The 15,349-nt window shown below is 67.0% G+C and carries 12 protein-coding genes and 3 pseudogenes; 5 read left to right on the forward strand and 10 right to left on the reverse strand.

Annotation, left to right across the window (positions count from 1 at the left end; all coding sequences use genetic code 11):
- Positions 1-68: 68 nt before the first annotated feature.
- On the reverse strand, positions 69-236 hold the full coding sequence (locus EEB18_RS07075) for a hypothetical protein (protein WP_187669091.1): 168 nt from the start codon (positions 234-236) through the stop codon (positions 69-71).
- Positions 233-1,600, reverse strand: a complete 1,368-nt coding sequence (locus EEB18_RS07080; RefSeq protein WP_187142450.1) for a tail fiber domain-containing protein — start codon at positions 1,598-1,600, stop codon at positions 233-235. Before EEB18_RS07080 ends, EEB18_RS07075 begins: the two co-directional genes overlap by 4 nt.
- A gap of 86 nt (positions 1,601-1,686) precedes the next feature.
- Between EEB18_RS07080 and EEB18_RS07085 the strand changes: the two genes are divergently transcribed.
- On the forward strand, positions 1,687-2,307 hold the full coding sequence (locus tag EEB18_RS07085) for a hypothetical protein (RefSeq protein ID WP_187142451.1): 621 nt from the start codon (positions 1,687-1,689) through the stop codon (positions 2,305-2,307).
- A gap of 59 nt (positions 2,308-2,366) precedes the next feature.
- Here the strand turns inward: EEB18_RS07085 and EEB18_RS07090 are convergent, their stop codons facing one another.
- The 8 genes and pseudogenes from EEB18_RS07090 to EEB18_RS07125 all read right to left on the reverse strand — a co-directional run bounded on the left by EEB18_RS07090 (position 2,367) and on the right by EEB18_RS07125 (position 8,655).
- The gene (locus tag EEB18_RS07090; protein ID WP_187142452.1) at positions 2,367-3,509 is read right to left on the reverse strand and encodes a phage major capsid protein; all 1,143 of its coding nucleotides are present in this window, start codon (positions 3,507-3,509) and stop codon (positions 2,367-2,369) included.
- Between the two features lie 80 nt (positions 3,510-3,589).
- The gene (locus tag EEB18_RS07095) at positions 3,590-4,114 is read right to left on the reverse strand and encodes a hypothetical protein (RefSeq protein WP_187142453.1); all 525 of its coding nucleotides are present in this window, start codon (positions 4,112-4,114) and stop codon (positions 3,590-3,592) included.
- Positions 4,115-4,564: pseudogene (locus tag EEB18_RS07100) on the reverse strand (HK97 family phage prohead protease); the annotation flags it as partial.
- A gap of 33 nt (positions 4,565-4,597) precedes the next feature.
- Positions 4,598-4,907 (reverse strand): annotated as a pseudogene (locus EEB18_RS07105) (DUF6127 family protein).
- 92 nt (positions 4,908-4,999) lie between these two features.
- Complete coding sequence (locus tag EEB18_RS07110; RefSeq protein WP_187669118.1) at positions 5,000-6,103, reverse strand: phage portal protein; 1,104 nt, start codon at positions 6,101-6,103, stop codon at positions 5,000-5,002.
- Positions 6,104-6,316: 213 nt separating this feature from the next.
- Positions 6,317-7,573, reverse strand: a pseudogene (locus EEB18_RS07115) (terminase large subunit domain-containing protein); the annotation flags it as partial.
- On the reverse strand, positions 7,564-8,127 hold the full coding sequence (locus EEB18_RS07120; RefSeq protein WP_187142459.1) for a hypothetical protein: 564 nt from the start codon (positions 8,125-8,127) through the stop codon (positions 7,564-7,566). The gene EEB18_RS07120 and the pseudogene EEB18_RS07115, both read right to left, overlap by 10 nt.
- 264 nt (positions 8,128-8,391) lie before the next feature.
- Complete coding sequence (locus tag EEB18_RS07125) at positions 8,392-8,655, reverse strand: GIY-YIG nuclease family protein (RefSeq protein WP_187142461.1); 264 nt, start codon at positions 8,653-8,655, stop codon at positions 8,392-8,394.
- Positions 8,656-8,998: 343 nt separating this feature from the next.
- On the opposite strand from EEB18_RS07125, the gene EEB18_RS07130 reads away from it, so the two are divergent.
- The 4 genes from EEB18_RS07130 (at position 8,999) to EEB18_RS07145 (ending at position 15,303) form a co-directional block, all read left to right on the forward strand.
- On the forward strand, positions 8,999-10,021 hold the full coding sequence (locus tag EEB18_RS07130) for an adenine-specific methyltransferase EcoRI family protein (protein ID WP_187142458.1): 1,023 nt from the start codon (positions 8,999-9,001) through the stop codon (positions 10,019-10,021).
- Positions 10,021-11,124: an HNH endonuclease family protein gene (locus EEB18_RS07135; protein ID WP_187142457.1), complete on the forward strand. Its 1,104-nt coding sequence runs from the start codon at positions 10,021-10,023 to the stop codon at positions 11,122-11,124. The genes EEB18_RS07130 and EEB18_RS07135 overlap by 1 nt, the downstream gene beginning before the upstream one ends.
- 181 nt (positions 11,125-11,305) lie before the next feature.
- Positions 11,306-12,799 carry an ATP-binding protein gene (locus EEB18_RS07140; RefSeq protein ID WP_187142369.1) on the forward strand — a complete coding sequence of 498 codons (1,494 nt, stop codon included), beginning with the start codon at positions 11,306-11,308 and terminating at the stop codon, positions 12,797-12,799.
- Between the two features lie 65 nt (positions 12,800-12,864).
- Positions 12,865-15,303, forward strand: coding sequence for a serine/threonine-protein kinase (locus EEB18_RS07145; RefSeq protein WP_187142368.1), 2,439 nt, complete (start codon positions 12,865-12,867; stop codon positions 15,301-15,303).
- Positions 15,304-15,349 lie beyond the last annotated feature (46 nt).

The following is a 15,349-nucleotide window of genomic DNA, read 5'->3' on the forward strand; positions in this document are numbered from 1 at the left end:
GGCCCCTCCGTCAGCGGCTTCGCCGCTGCCACCTCCCCATGGCTTCGCCACAGGGAGGATCGGTGAACTCAACCCCGCCGCACCCGCACCACCCGCTCCCCCGCCTGCGACCCCGCCGTCCGCCCGCGCCCGTCGCCGCGCGCCGCGCCGACCCGCGGCCCCGGAAATTCGCTCGCCAGGTCGCGCGAACCCGCATCGCCGATCGCGCCGGCGCCCAGCGCCCGCGCCCCGATCATGCCGCGATCTCGCTCGCCAGCCCGGCGATCAGGAACAGCGCCAGCTGGTCGCCGCGCACCCCGAACCGGTCGTGCCAGACGCCCGCGCCATCCTGCCACCGGTCGAAACACAGAAAGGCATAGGGGGTCCGCCCCGGCCGACCCTCGTCGCCGACCGGATCGACCAGCCCCTCGTTGGCCATGATGTCCCACACCGCCTGCGCCCGCACCCCGAAATGCCGCCGCGCCGCATCGGCGCCCTTCGCCGCGATCGCGTCGGTCCACTGGAAAAAACCCAGCTCGCCCGATATCCGCCGCGCCGCGCGTATCTCGGCGGCGCTCGCCGCGCCCTGCCAATGCTTCTCGCGCGCATCGGACGTGTTGATCGTCCCCGTCGCCGCATAGACCGTCGACCAGCGCTGGCTCGCGCCGCCGAGCTGCTGGCTATTGTCGGTGCCGGGCCGGAACCGCCCCGAACTTTCGAGCACGACCGCGCGGTCGAGCAGGGTGACCCCCGACGCGCTCAGCTTCAGGTCGGTCTGCCCGCCATGCGCGACCGGCATCGTCGCCGCAATCTGCGCGCGCACCCCGGCGCCCGTCACCGACCCGTCGGCGCTGCGAAAATTGAGCGCCGCGAAGACCGCGTTCGCCGTCCAGCCTGCGGCTCCCGCCTGCGTATCGGCAATCTCGGCCACCACCGGCGCGCTGCCGTCGACCGCCGAACTGCCCTTGATCACCAGCCGCTGCCCCGGCGCGTCGTCGCCGACCCCCAGATTGCCCGCGCACACGAACCCGCCACCGCTGCGCTGATGGACCAGCGTGGTCGCCGGCACATTCACCCAGCCGCTGCCGCGCCGCACCGTGACGCTGTCGGCCGCCTCGACAAAGGTCGCCGCGGCATGCCCGGTCGAGATCGGCTGCTTGCCCGCAAGCGCACTATCATGAGCGGCAATCGCCGCCTGCGCCGCCCCGATCGCGGCGCCCTGCGCCGCGATCGTCACCCCCGTCGCCGTCAGCGCCGCGCCGTTGGTGGCAACCCCGGCGGTCGCTGCCGCCAGCGCGCCATCGGTCGCCGTCAGCCACCCCGCGCCCACCGTCAGCGCGACCGTCTTGATCCCCGCCGAAAACACCACCGGCGCCCCGCCGTTCGACGACGCCGCGACAACATCGCGCCGCAACCGCCCCTCGGCATCGAGCCCGCCGGTCCCGACCTCCCATTCGTCGGCATGGCGCACCCCTGCAATGCTGTAGTGAAAGCTCGCGCCGCCCGGCACGACATCGGCAAACCGCCGATGCCCCGCCACCGCACCGCCCAGCATGAGCGCACCGCTACCCGTCCCGGTGCTCGTCTCGCGCACCAGGTCGGCAAAAAATATCGTCGGCATGAAAACTCTCCTTATGCGCGTCGCGAATCCCGCCGACCACCGACCGGCTTGACAAAGGCGCGCCACCACCGGAGGCACGCATCATCATGAAATCACGCCTCCGACTACTGCTCGCCCCGCTCGCCCTGCTGTCGTCGCCCGCCTTGGCGCAGATCGACGTCGATGCGCTGCCACCGCCCGATCCGGTCGACGCCGAAATCCGCAACATCGTCGCGCACGGGCCGCAAGGGATCGATATCGCGCCCGATCGGCGCGCCGATCTTTCGGGCTGCGAGGGCACCACGGCGCTGGGCGTGCTACAAGCGATCCAAAGCTGCTGGCCCGTGCTCGAAACCTACCGTGCCAACGCGCCGCTGGTCGCCGAGATCGACGCCTGGATACAGCTACCGCCCGCCGGCCAGACGGTCGCAGGCCCCGAAAGCCGGACTGCAGTCGCGGCTGCCGAACATGTGATCGCGCAGGCGTCGCCGCGCCTCTACCCGGCGCAGGACGTGCCGCTGATGATCGCCCATATGGCGCTCGCCATGATCGACGGGGCACAGGGCAATCTCGAAAGCACGATTGCGCATTTCACCACCGCCCGCCAGATTCATGCAAGCAGCCGGATCACCGCCGACAAATTCACCGGCGGCGGCGATGATATCGACCGGCAGATAGCCGAAGCGAGAGCCGAACAGGCCAGACGCGAAGCATCCGGCAAAAAATAAGCGTCCGGCCCCTACCGAAAGGGAAAGGACCGGGGCCGGGCGCCCCATCGCACGCCAGATCAGCTGGCGGCGAATTTCATCAGCTTGATCGCTTCCGAATTGATGATCGCACCGCCCACCCGCTTGGTTGCATAAAAATGCACAAAGGGCTTGTTGCTGAACGGATCGCGCAGGATGCGCGTCTCGCCGCGGTCGGCGATCAAATAGCCGGCGCGGAAATTGCCGAAGGCGATCGACAGGCTGTTCGCCCCCACCGCCGGCATATCCTCGGCCTCGACCACCGGATAGCCGAGCAGCGTCGCCGCCTGCCCTTCGACCAGCCCCGGCTGCCACAAAAACGCGCCGTCGCTCGTCTTGAACTTGCGGATCCGCGCCAGCGTATCGCTGTTCATCACCCACGCCGCGCCCTGCCGGTACGGCGCGCGCAGCGCATGGACCAGCTCGACGAGCTTGTCCTGCGGGTTCGACGCCGCGAACGCCCCCGCCGCGCCCGACGCCAGATATTGCAGCGTCCCGAACGCCCGCGCGCCATCGACCTCGTTGGTCGTCGCCGCATCAAGGAAGCCCTTGGGCCGGTTCGTCCCGTTGCCGCTCACAAAAGCCGCGCCTTCGGCGACCGCGAATTCGCGCGCGATCTCGTCGGCCAGCCACCTTTCGACATCGAACATCGCATCGTCGAGCATCGCCTGGCTCGCCGCCGGATTGGCGTAAAGCTCGCCCGACGGCGGCGCGATCTCGGCAAAGCTGCGCGTTCCGGTCTCGGGCCGCGCCGCGGTCTCGCCGACCCATCCCGCCCCCGTCGCCCCGGTCGCGACCAGCTTGCGATAGCCGCTCGTCCCCGTCTGCACGACGGTCGCGATGCTACGGATCGGCGACAGCGATTTCAGCGTCGCCGCGATCGTCCCGTCGATCTCGCGCGGCACCGCATAGCCGCCCTCACCGCCCGACGCCCCCGACAGGCTCTTCATCTCCACCCCCGCGTCGATGCCGCGCCGCAGGTATCGCTCGACAAAGGCGTCGCGCGCCGGATCGGCCGCCTTCGCCCCATCGAGCGGCAGCCGCGCCGCCGCGACAGCCTGCGCATCGACCTGCGCCTTCAGCGCCGACACCGACGCCCGCAAATCATCGACCGCCTCCGCCGCCAACACCGCATCGAACGCCCTATCGAGCGCATCAGCCTTCACTTCGATATCCAACTCCATGCCCGTCACTCCTTCACCGCATAAAAAAAGGGCCGCTCCCGGATGGGAACGGCCCGCAGCCTTCGCGAAAGACGCCGAACTTACGGCGCCGATTTCCACTCCAGGTCCGAAAAGACGAAATCACCGGTCGAACAGGCGACCGTCAGTTTCACTTTGTCCCCCATCGCCGCCGGTAGCTTTGCCTTCTGGCTCCCTGCCGCCACCAATACTTCAGACGGACCCAGCACTTGGATGCTGAAAGCAAAGGGCTTGCCGATCGCCGCAAGTTGCGGATCGCCCTTGCGCTCGGCACCAGCCACCTTGCCACCCAGCGTCAGAGCACCCTCCTTGGCTTTGGCAACGCTGATAAAGCGCACTTCGGCGCTATTTTGACCGTCGCCCGTCTCGATACGCACCCAAGCACCGGGCGCCCATTGCGCGTCCTTGCGAAACTCGTTCGGCGTGATCGTGCCGCTGACGACCAGCCCGGCACCCGGCAGTTCGACCTCAATGGCCGAAAATCGCCCAGCGGCCGTATCGCAGCCATAGGTCATCGGCGCCGCCTGCGCCGCAGGCGCGATCGACGCCGCCAGAATCGCCGCCGAAATCACAAACAACGAACGCATCTAAGTCACTCCCCCAGCAAGTTTTCCGGGTGCGTCTTCGCATGATCTGGGGGCGCGATCCACCGCAATCACCCGCGCCAGCGCCTGCATCGGCGCCGCCACCAAACTCACCTCCGCCAGGTCGAGCGCCAACAGTTCGCGCGGGTTCGCTCCCCGCATCGCCCGCACCCGGTACCCGAATGACAATCCCGTCAGCGCCCCGCGCGCGACCAGCGCCGCCGCGGTCGGATGCGTCACCCGCGCCACCACCCGCAGCCCGCGCGCATCCTCGACCAAGCCCTCGATCGTCCCGATCACCGCCCCGGGCCGGTGCTGCCACAACAGCGGCACCGCCCCGCCCGCCGCCAGGCTGCGCGCAAAAGCGCCGCTGCGCACGACATCGCCGCCGCGATCGACCCGGTCGAACACCGACGCATAACCGGCGAACCTTATGTCCCCCTCCCGCTCGCGGGAGGGGTTAGGGAGGGCATGTCAGCAACCCCCTCACCGCAGCAACCCCGGCAACCCCAGCTTCACCGCCAGCCCGACGACCAGCAGCGCCAGCGCGCCCGCACCGCCCAGTCGACCGCCGCCTTCCACGCGCTCGTCTTCGCGTCGCGCCACGCCCCCAGCAGCTGCCTAAGGTCAACGATGTCATCGCGTGCCGCCGCGTCCGAGAGCCCGAGCCGCGCCAGCGCCCGCCGCGCCCTAGCTCGCTCGCCTCCTCGATCAGCGCGCGCAGCACCGCGGCATCCGAAGACGCACCCGTCCCCGCCAGCGCGACCAGCCGCGCCAACGCTTCCTCTTCATCCATGTCGATCACTCCCGTCGCCCCCGCGAAGGCGGGGGCCGCTATCGGCGTAGCGCCAGGTCGCCAGCGGCCCCCGCCTTCGCGGGGGCGACGCTTCAAACTCCCAGCAACGCCTTCTTCTCGTCCGCCGTCAGCCAGTCCGCCGCCGACACCTCGTGCCACAGCATCATCCGTTCCTCGGTCAGCGCCGGCACCTTGTTCAGGTCGACCCGCAGCGCCGCATCGGGAAACCACCCGCGCAGCCCCTGCGCGATCCCGCCCAAAATCTTCCCCGCCAGCGGCAGCACCGTCAGCCGCCACAAAGCCCGGTTCGCTTCCTTGTAATTGGCATAGGTCGCATCGCCCGGCAGCCCGAGCAGCATCGGCGGCACCCCGAACGCCATCGCGATCTCGCGCGCCGCGCTATGTTTCAGCTCGAGGAAATCCATATCCGCCGGCGACAGCGACAGCGCCTGCCAGCGCAATCCGCCCTCCAACAGCAACGGCCGCCCCGCATTCGCCCCGCCGGCAAACCCCTCGGCCAGCTCCTCACGCAATCTTTCGACCTGTTCGGCCGACAGCGGCACCCCCTTGTCGCCCGGATCATGGACCAGCGCCCCCGACGGCCGCGCCGCATTCTCCAGCAGCGCGCGGTTCCACCCCGTCGCGGCATTATGCGCAGCGATGGCCGCCGCCGCCGCGCCGAGGCATCCCGCACCATAATGATCGTCGAGCGGATGCGGCGCCTTCAGATGGACGACCGCGGTCCGCCCCGCGCCATCCTCGGCCGCCAGCACCGCCGCGCTACCCCCGGCCTTGTAGCGATAAGCGACCGGCCAGCCGCGCGCATCGGCCTCGACCGTCACCCGCTCGGGGCGCAGCGCGAACAGCTCCGCCGGCGCCCCCGCGCCGTCGCCCAAAATCTGCACATAGCCATTGCCGTGCAGCAGCAACTGCGCCGCCAGCGTCTCGAGCAACCCCTGCCCGCCCGACGTCCCCGCCACCAGCGCGGCCAGCGCCGGATCGCTCGCCTCCAGCGGCGCCCCGCCGACCGCCTCGGCAACCAGTTGCACGCTGCGCCGCACGATCGGGTTCGCCAGATACCCCTCCCGCACCTGCGCCTCGAACGACAAGGGCGCGGGCGCCGACCAGCTCCCGTACACCCGCGACAAAGCGGGCCGCGCAGGATGCTGCGCGGCCTTGCGGCCAAACCAGTTCATGATGTTCTCCTGACTCGTCGCCCCCGCGAAGGCGGGGGCCGCTGTCGGCTTTGTCCAGCCGCGCCGTGTAAACCAATTGAGGCCCCTGCCTTCGCGGGGCGACGCCTGAACCCGCCGTACCCCCGGCCCCGCCGTTCCCATCCCGCGCAGCAACTCCGCCAGCGCCCACACGCACGCGTCGGCGCGATCGGGCGACCGCCCCGGCCCCGCATAGCCGCCGCCGACCTGGAACCCGCACAGCTGGTCCTCCAGCTCCGCGAACACCCCCGCATGGACCACCTGCCCGCGCTCATAGGCCAGCGCCACGGGCTCGGCGCGCCGCGCCTTGCCGACGCTCGCGTGCACCGGCACCACCGGCAGCGAACAATCGGCCTGGCGCAGCGTGCCCGTCACCATCTCGCCGCCCATATTGCTCTCGGCGACCACCCGGTCGGCGCCCCGGCGCGCCGCCGCCGCGGCGACCGCCTGCGCCCACACGCCAGGCGACGCCTTTTCGACGCTCGCATCCTCCAGCACCGCCAGCCGCCCGTCGCGCAGCAGCGCCGCGACGACGATCCCGCACGCGTCGCCTTCGCTGGTCGCCGGCGGATCGACCCCGATCACCACCCGCACCGGCTTGCCGACCGCATCCGCATCGACCCGGCACGCCTCGACCAGCGCGCGGCTCCACAACGCCCCCTCGACATCCTCGAGCATCTCGCCGCCCAGCTCCTGCCGCCCCAGCCGCGTCCCGCCATAGCTCGCCAGCATCGCCTCGACGAAGCTTTCGGGCAGATGCGGGTTCTCGCCCGTCCGCCCATAGGTCGGCACCATGCCCGGCGCCGCCAGCACGCGCCGCATCGCCGCATTTGTCCGCGGCGTCGTCGTCACCAGCACCCGCGGACGCTCGCCCAGCCGCATGCCCAGCATCAGATTGTCCCACGCCGCCGTCCCGCGCCGCCATTTCGCCAGCTCGTCGCACCACGCCGCATGATGTTCGGGCCCGCGCAATTCCTCGCCGGCTTCGGCCGAATAGAGCATCGCCACCGCGCCGCTGTCGAACAGCAGCTCGCGCCGCCCCGCGACCCAGCGCGGCGTCTCGTGCGACCGCGCCACGGTCAGCAGCCCGCTCGGCCCCTCGATCATCACCCGCTGCCCGTCGGCGATCGTCGCCGCGACCAGCGCGATCCGCGCCCCCGGCCGATCGCGCGCCACCTCGCTCACCCATTCGGCGCCCGCCCGCGTCTTGCCGAACCCGCGCCCCGCCTGGATCAGCCAGATCCGCCAGTCCCCCGGCGGGGTACGCTGCCCGTCATTTTGGAACCCGTACCAGCGCCGGACCAGCTCGGCCTTCTGCCCCTCGGTCAGCCCGCGCAGCACATCGCGCAATTCCCTCGGTGTCAGGCTGCGCAGCCACGCGATCAGGTCGTCCGACCGCCACTGCCGCGTGACCGCGTCGGTCGCGTCGGGGTCGGCATCGGTCAACCACATAGCGGCTCCGGCCCCTCCGGAGCCGCGCCACCCTTCGGCGGAGGAGGCGAAGGCGGCGGCAACGCCCCGCGCGCCGCACGCTGGCGCAGCACCATGCCGATCCGCTTGATCAGCGCCGCGTCGGTCTCCTCCTGCGTCGCGACATGCCGCTCGGGCTGCCGGCGTTTCGCCGCATGCCCCTGCTGCACGCTGCGGCGATGCAGGTTGAGCAGGTTCATCGCCTGCTCCACCGTCATTTTCTCGACCGGTTCCGCACCCTCATCAAGATCGATCCCTTCGACCACCTGTAACGCACGGCGGACCAGCGCCATTTCGAGCCGTTCGTACCCGATCTCCAGCGCCGCCTGCCACTGCCGCGCAAATTCGGGATCGCGCGCGCGGAGCAGATAGGCGCTGCGCGTCGCGACCCCCGCCGCCTTGTTCGCGCGGCTGACGTTACAGCTCTGCGCCAGCTCGGCCAGGAACGCCGCGCGCTTCGCCGCCGTCCACCCGTTTTTCCGCACCGCCCGGCGCTGCAACTGCCCCTTCTGGTTCGGAATGATTTCCTCGTCCATATCGCCCGCCTCCAAAGCAAAGGGGCCGGAAAGCCCCTCCCATCGGAAGAGGCCCCGGCCCGACTCGCAATTCTGCATGATGAGACATATGTGCCAGATCAGCGTGGCGATGTCAAGATAAATAACCTATATGGTTCTTAGATGTCGGCGCCGGCTGATTGTCAGCCGACCTCCACGACATCGTCATCCCGGGCTTGACCCGGGACCCGCCTTCCTTCTTCCAAGCGGCAAAGGCTCAAACCCGAAATCCTCGGCCAAGTCGCGCTAGGTCGGGTTCATCGCGTTGATCAAATCATATTTCCACGGCCGCACCCACCGCTTGATGCGCTTCTCGCGCAGGATCGCGGTATCCATCGCCTCATGCCGTTCAAACCAGACGAGGCGTTTGATGCCATAATCTTTGGTGTAACCCTCGAAGGTCTCGGTCCGATACTGGTGGATGCGCTGGACGAGGTTCGACGTGACGCCGGTGTAGAAGGTCCCGTGCGAGGACCGCGCAAGGATATAGACGCAGGGATAGCGTTCCATCGCCGCATGAAAAGACAAGGCAGGTCCCGGGTCAAGCCCGGGGTGACGACAGGGTGCGATCCCTCTCTCCGAAACCGCCTTACCCCGCCGCCCGCTCCTGATTCAGCCGGAACAACCGCGCCAAAATCTCGTCATCGGAGAGCGCCCCGGCGCGCCAGTCGCCTCCCCCACCAATAAGCATCGGCGGCAGCCTGGTCCAAAACCTTGCGCGATAGGTCGCCACACGCAAGACGGTAAACGGTAGCCCTTCACCGAGAGCGCAACGCCGACCTTGACCACTCGCGTCCCGAAGGTATCCTAATGGCCGAAACATCGAACCAAAGAAGCGAACCAGCGAAAAATTATGGCCCGAAACGCGACGAACCAGACTCTAAAAGCAGCGCGATCTGGAAAGAACGACGAATTCTACACAGTGCTTTCGGACATTGAGAAGGAGTTGAAGCACTATCGGCAGCATTTTGAGGGCAAGATCGTTCTTTGTAATTGCGACGATCCGCGCATTAGCAACTTCTTCCATTACTTCTCCTATAATTTCGAAAAACTGAAGCTGAAGCGGCTAATCACTACCTGCTACAAAAATGACGACCTGGACCTATTTAGCCGCAATCAAGCCGAGCGCGCGATCTGGTTAGAGTATTTCGGCGACAAAAACGGGAATCGGGTTCCGGATGTCAAGGAAATCGGCGTAAAATATCTAGAAGGCGACGGCGATTTCCGATCGCCCGAATGCATCAGCCTATTGGAGCAGGCCGATATCGTTGTTACCAACCCGCCATTCTCGCTATTTCGCGAGCATCTCGCGCAACTGATCCGCCATAATAAGAAGTTTCTGATCATCGGCACTTGGAACGCTATTTCGTACAAAGAGACGTTCGAACTGATGCGCGAAAACAAGCTCTGGGTCGGGATAAACAGCAACCGAAACTTCTCGGGATTTATCGTCCCGGAACACTATCCCATGCATGGGAGCGAGGCACGGATCGATAAGGATGGGCGGCGGATCGTCTCATCGAACAACACCTGCTGGTTCACCAACATGGACAACGAGAAGCGTCACGAACGGCTTATCCTCTATCGAAGCTACGATCCGGAAACGCATCCGAAATATGATAATTTCAACGCCATTGAAGTGTCGCGCGTGAACGACATTCCGAAGGATTATGGCGGCACAATGGGTGTGCCGATCACGTTTTTGGACAAGTACAATCCGGAGCAATTCGAAATCGTCGGTTCCGACTATGATGTGAAGACGGGCAGACTATCTGAACTAGTGAACGACGGTTGGACCGGCAAGGTGGATCGAGCGTACCTGAATGGTAGAAGAATGTACGCCCGTCTTTTCGTCAAATTGAGAAAGCCTGCCTAGTGAAGATTGAACTGAAAGAGATCACGGTAGGGGAACTCGCTGCGGGGTATCGTGACAACGCGGAAGGCGGCGTGATTGGATATGGTGGCAAGCTGGACATTCGCCCTGCATACCAGCGTGAATTTATCTACAAAGATCGACAGCGAGATGCCGTCATTGATACGGTGTATCGCGGCTTTCCCCTCAATGTGATGTACTGGTCCGTGCAGGGTGAAGGCCAGTACGAGGTCATCGACGGCCAGCAGCGCACTATCTCCATATGCCAATATGTCGAAGGCGAGTTCTCCGTGATGCTCGGCAGCTTCTCAGAGGTCCGGGCCTTCCATAATTTGCAAGAGGACGAGCGGGAAAAGATTCTCGCGTACAAGCTGACAGTGTATCATTGCGAGGGGAGCGACAGCGAAAAGCTCGAATGGTTCAAAACGATAAACATCGCTGGTGAACGGCTGACGGATCAGGAATTACGCAACGCCGTTTATCATGGATCGTGGGTTTCGGACGCCAAGCGGTATTTCAGCCGACCGAACTGCCCCGCATTCGCGCTGGGGCGCGACTATCTCAGCGGCTCGCCCATAAGGCAGGATTTTTTGGAGACGGTTATCAAATGGATATCGGTCGATGGCGACATCGAGCGGTATATGTCTAAGCGTCAAAATGACGCCCAAGCGACCGAACTCTGGTCGTATTTTGAGAAAGTTCTAGGTTGGGTCAAGACCATCTTCCCGCACTACCGCCGGGAAATGAAGGGCGTCGAATGGGGCGACCTTTACAACGAATATGGCAGCGCGAACTGGAATGCGGACGAATTGGAAACCAACGTCTCGGCCTTGATGCTGGACGATGAAATCGGCAGCAAAAAGGGCATCTATCTTTACCTTCTCACCGGTAAGGAAAAATACCTTAACATTCGCACCTTTAGCGAGAGCCAGAAGCGGGAAGCGTACGAGCGGCAGCAAGGCATTTGCCCGGTATGCAAAGAGCATTTTGAAATCGGCGAAATGGAAGCCGACCATATCGACCCTTGGCACAGCGGTGGGAAGACGGTTGCGGCCAACTGTCAGATGCTGTGTCTCGAGGACAATCGCAGAAAATCAGGCCGATAGCGGGGAGACTAACGTGGCTTGTTTCGCAGTTCGCAACAAGCGGAACATCCAGAAAGGGTGGAAAGCCGCCCGATCGCAATCAGCCATGTGATCCGGTCCCATTGCACGCGCAAAGGCTTTAACGTGTGCCCCCACCCCCACCATTGCCACCCCGCCCCCGCCCCGTTAGTGGCAAGCCATCGTGGACAGCAGCATCACCATCGGAACCGACGCCGCGCAGAATGCGGTCCGCATCGACGTGCAGGAACTGCTCGCGACGCGCCTGCTCGTGCAGGGCAATTCGGGGTCGGGCAAGTCGCACCTGCTGCGCCGCATCCTCGAGGAATCGGCCGGCCTCGTCCAGCAGGTGGTGATCGATCCCGAGGGCGATTTCGTCACCCTCGCCGACCGCTACAACCATGTCGTGATCAACGCCGGCGATTATAGCGAGCGCGAGATCGCGGCGATGGGCGCGCGCATCCGCGAGCATCGCGCCTCGGTCGTCGTCGCGCTCGACACCCTCGATATCGAGGCGCAGATGAGCTGCGCCGCCGCGTTCCTGAACGCGCTGTTCGACGCCCCGCGCGAGCATTGGTTTCCCGCGCTCGTCGTCGTCGACGAGGCGCAGATGTTCGCCCCCAGCGCCTCGGGCGACGTGTCCGACACCGTCCGGCGCGCCAGCCTGTCGGCGATGACCAATTTGATGTGCCGCGGCCGCAAGCGCGGGCTCGCCGGGGCGATCGCGACCCAGCGCCTCGCCAAGCTCGCCAAGAATGTCGCGGCCGAGGCGAGCAATTTCCTGATGGGGCGCACCTTCCTCGACATCGACATGGCGCGCGCCGCCGACCTGCTCGGCATGGAACGCCGCCAGGCCGAGGCGATCCGCGACCTCGACCGCGGCCATTTCCTCGGGCTCGGCCCCGCGATCTCGCGCCGCCCGGTATCGATCCGCATCGGTTCGACCCAGACCGCGACCCGCGCCGGCACCCACAGCCTGCTGCCGCTGCCCGATGCCGAGCCGCACGACATGCGCACGATGCTCTTCGCCGAGCTGGAGACGATGCCGCCGCCCCCTCCTCCACCGCCGAAACCCGTCCCCGCGCACGACCTGATGCGGCAGTTCGCGGCGCACGACGACGACCTCGCGCTCGCCGAAGCCGAACCCGATCCCACGCTCAGCCCCGAAGAGGTCGAGGCGGCACAGGCCGCCGCGACCGCCGCCGCCGAGGATATCGAGGCCGGCATCGTCGCCGCGCTGCACGACATGCTCGCCGACCCCGACGGCGCCTTCCATCCCGAGGCTTTTCTCTACCAGGATTTCTCGGTGCGCTGCCGGATGGCGCGGCTCGCGCGCGTGCCGCTCGACCTCGCGCAGTTCCGCCGCCGCTTCGCGCTCGCGAAGGGCGGCATTTTCGACCCCGCCGATCCGCGCTGGGCCGATCTGCTCGACGCCGCGTCGCGCCTGCCCGACGACATGCTCGCGCCCTTCGTCCAGATCGGTCGCGCCGCGATGGAGGGGCTGGCCTGCCCCGACGACGACGCGCTCGGCCGCGCTTACGGCACCCGCTCGCCGGGCCGCATCCGGCGCCTCGTCGACTATATGGAAAAACATGGCGCGGTCGTCGTCCGCTCGGACTTCGGCGGCCGCCGCTCGATCGGCATCCCCGCGCTGGGGCTCAGCACCGAGGCCGAATAGCGCCGCGATTCCAGCGATTGACCTCCTTCCGTCTGGCCTTACACCGGGGACGAGGGGGACATCATATGGCGGGACTCGACCGGGACGATTGGCAGGCCATCCAGGCGCTGTTCGATGAACTGGTCGACCTGCCCCCCGACACCCAGACCCGGCGGCTGACCCGATCGGCGCTCGCCCCCGACATCGTCACCGCGGTGCGCGGGCTGCTCACCGCGTCGCGCGGCGAGGGCATCCTCGACGGGACGCCGCCGCCGCTCGGCACCGAAGCGCCGCCCGCCGCCTACACCTCGCTCGCGTCGGGGCAGGATGTCGGCGGCTTCACGATCGACCGGTTGATCGGGCGCGGCGGGCTCGGCGAGGTCTATCTGGCGCGCCGTGCGGGCGCCGATTTCGACCAGAAGGTCGCGCTCAAGCTGCTCCGCGTCGACGCCGCCGAGCGCGCCGAAAGCTTCGCGCGCGAACGCCGCCTGCTCGCGCGGCTCGACCATCCGGGGATCGCGCGGCTGATCGACGCCGGGGTCGCCCCCGACGGCCGCCCCTATATCGTCATGGACTATGTCGACGGGCAGCCGATCGACGCCTGGTGCCGCAGCCACGCCGCCGACCTCGACACGCGGCTCAAACTGTTCCGCGAAACGTGCGACGCGGTCGCCTTCGCCCACGCCAACCTCGTCGTCCACCGCGACATCAAGCCGTCGAACATCCTGATCGACCCCGCGGGCAAGCCGCGCCTCGTCGATTTCGGCATCGGCAAATTGCTCGACGACAGCGCCGCCCTGCCCGCGACGACGCAGGCGATGCTCACCCCCGACTATGCCGCCCCCGAACAGCTCGGCGGCGACGAGGCGACGGTGGCGACCGACGTGTATGCGCTCGGCGTCGTCCTCTACGAACTGGTCAGCGGCCAAAGCCCCTGGCGCACCGAAAAATCCTCGGTCCCCGCGATGATCCGCCGCGTGCTGTACGAGGATGCGGCGCTGCCCAGCCGCGCCGCCGCGACCGGCGCCGGCCCGGTTCCTGCGGGCAAGATCGGCGGCGATCTCGACGCGATCGTGATGAAGGCGATGCGCCGCACCCCGACCGAACGCTATCTCAGCGTCAGCGCGCTCTCCGAAGACGTCGCGCGCCACCAGCAGTTCCTGCCCGTCCATGCGCGCGACGGGTCGACCCGCTATATGGCGGGGCGTTTCCTGCGTCGCTATCGCTGGGGCGTCGCCGCGACCGCCGCGGTGCTCGCCGCCTTGCTCGTCGGCGCGGGCGGCATCGCCTGGCAGGCGCGCGCGACCGCGATCGAACGCGACGCCGCGCTCGCCGAGGCCAAACGGTCGGAGGCGATCAACCGCCTGCTCACCGTGATGCTGCGCGACACCGCCGCGACCGACGAGGGCGAGACCGCGACGGTCAAGCAGATGCTCGACCAGACCGCCGAGAAGCTCGCCAATTCGCTCGACCATAGCGAGGAATCGGCGGTCCTCGTCGCCACCCTCTTCAACCTTTACGTAAACCTCGAAGACAACCTAGGCTCCTACACCCTCGTCAGCCGCGCGCTCGAACGCGGCGTGGGCAGCGACAGTGCCGCCGCGACCGCCGACCTGAAGGTAAAAAAGGCGGCCGGCGCCGCCGCGATCGACAATACCGAAGAAATGCCCGCGCTGCTCGCCGACGCCGAGCGCGTCTTTGCGACGGATCCGATGCGCTACCGCCTGCAGATCGTCGAACTCAAACAGGCGAAGGCCCAATATCTGCGCCGTACGGGCAAGACCCAGGAGGCGATCGAGCTCCTCGTCTCGACCCTCCCCGACGCCGAAGCGGTGTGGAAGGAAAACCATCGCGACCTGCTGTCGGTCTATAACAATATTCTCGTCTACATGATCGAAACCAACCAGCTCGACGCGATGACGCCGATCATCGCGCGTGCCGAGGCGGTGATCGCCCGCTCGGGCGATGAGAACAGCGGATCGGACCTCAACATCCGCCAATTGAAGGCGCTGCGCCTTATCCGGCTCGGCAAGCCCGCCGAGGCCGAACCGCTGCTGATCGCCCTCGTCGCCCAGCGCCGCGCGACGCTCGGTGAATCCGCGGGCCTCGCGGTCGACTTGGTGCAATTGAGCCGCGCCCAGATGCCGCTCGGCAAATATGCTGCGGCGCGCAAGGCGTTGGAGGAAGCCTATCCGATGGCGGCCGACAATCTTTCGCCCAAGGCGCTGCCGACGATCATCATCGGCGCCGCGCTCGCCGAGGCGCGCGCCGAAACCGGCGACGTGGCGGGTGCACAGGCGCTGATCGATCAGCTCCAGCCGCTTTTCGACGCCATGCCCCCCGGCCTCCCCACCGCCGTCCTCGGCCGCGCCCGAGCGATCCTGCGCCTGAAGCAGCGCCGCCTCGCCGAGGCGCGCCGGGAAATCGACGCCGCCGCCGCGATCTTCCGCACGGCTGGGCCGAGCGGCATCCCCTATCTGCAATCGGTCGCGGCGCTGAGCAAACGCATCGCCGCAGCGGGTTAGGCCGGGACCGCGCTGCCAAAAGACCGACGACCATTGGGCTCATGGC

The organism is Sphingopyxis sp. OPL5, assembly GCF_003797775.2.
In the GTDB taxonomy this organism is placed as follows: Bacteria; Pseudomonadota; Alphaproteobacteria; order Sphingomonadales; family Sphingomonadaceae; genus Sphingopyxis.

Excerpts from the sequence above, each read along its gene's own strand:
- EEB18_RS07145 (WP_187142368.1), top strand. The coding sequence starts at position 12,865 with ATGGCGGGACTCGACCGGGACGATTGGCAGGCCATCCAGGCGCTGTTC.
- EEB18_RS07125 (WP_187142461.1), bottom strand. The coding sequence starts at position 8,655 with ATGGAACGCTATCCCTGCGTCTATATCCTTGCGCGGTCCTCGCACGGG.
- EEB18_RS07130 (WP_187142458.1), top strand. The coding sequence starts at position 8,999 with ATGGCCCGAAACGCGACGAACCAGACTCTAAAAGCAGCGCGATCTGGA.
- EEB18_RS07075 (WP_187669091.1), bottom strand. The coding sequence starts at position 236 with ATGATCGGGGCGCGGGCGCTGGGCGCCGGCGCGATCGGCGATGCGGGT.
- EEB18_RS07080 (WP_187142450.1), bottom strand. The coding sequence starts at position 1,600 with ATGCCGACGATATTTTTTGCCGACCTGGTGCGCGAGACGAGCACCGGG.
- EEB18_RS07120 (WP_187142459.1), bottom strand. The coding sequence starts at position 8,127 with ATGGACGAGGAAATCATTCCGAACCAGAAGGGGCAGTTGCAGCGCCGG.
- EEB18_RS07090 (WP_187142452.1), bottom strand. The coding sequence starts at position 3,509 with ATGGAGTTGGATATCGAAGTGAAGGCTGATGCGCTCGATAGGGCGTTC.
- EEB18_RS07095 (WP_187142453.1), bottom strand. The coding sequence starts at position 4,114 with ATGCGTTCGTTGTTTGTGATTTCGGCGGCGATTCTGGCGGCGTCGATC.
- EEB18_RS07110 (WP_187669118.1), bottom strand. The coding sequence starts at position 6,103 with ATGAACTGGTTTGGCCGCAAGGCCGCGCAGCATCCTGCGCGGCCCGCT.
- EEB18_RS07085 (WP_187142451.1), top strand. The coding sequence starts at position 1,687 with ATGAAATCACGCCTCCGACTACTGCTCGCCCCGCTCGCCCTGCTGTCG.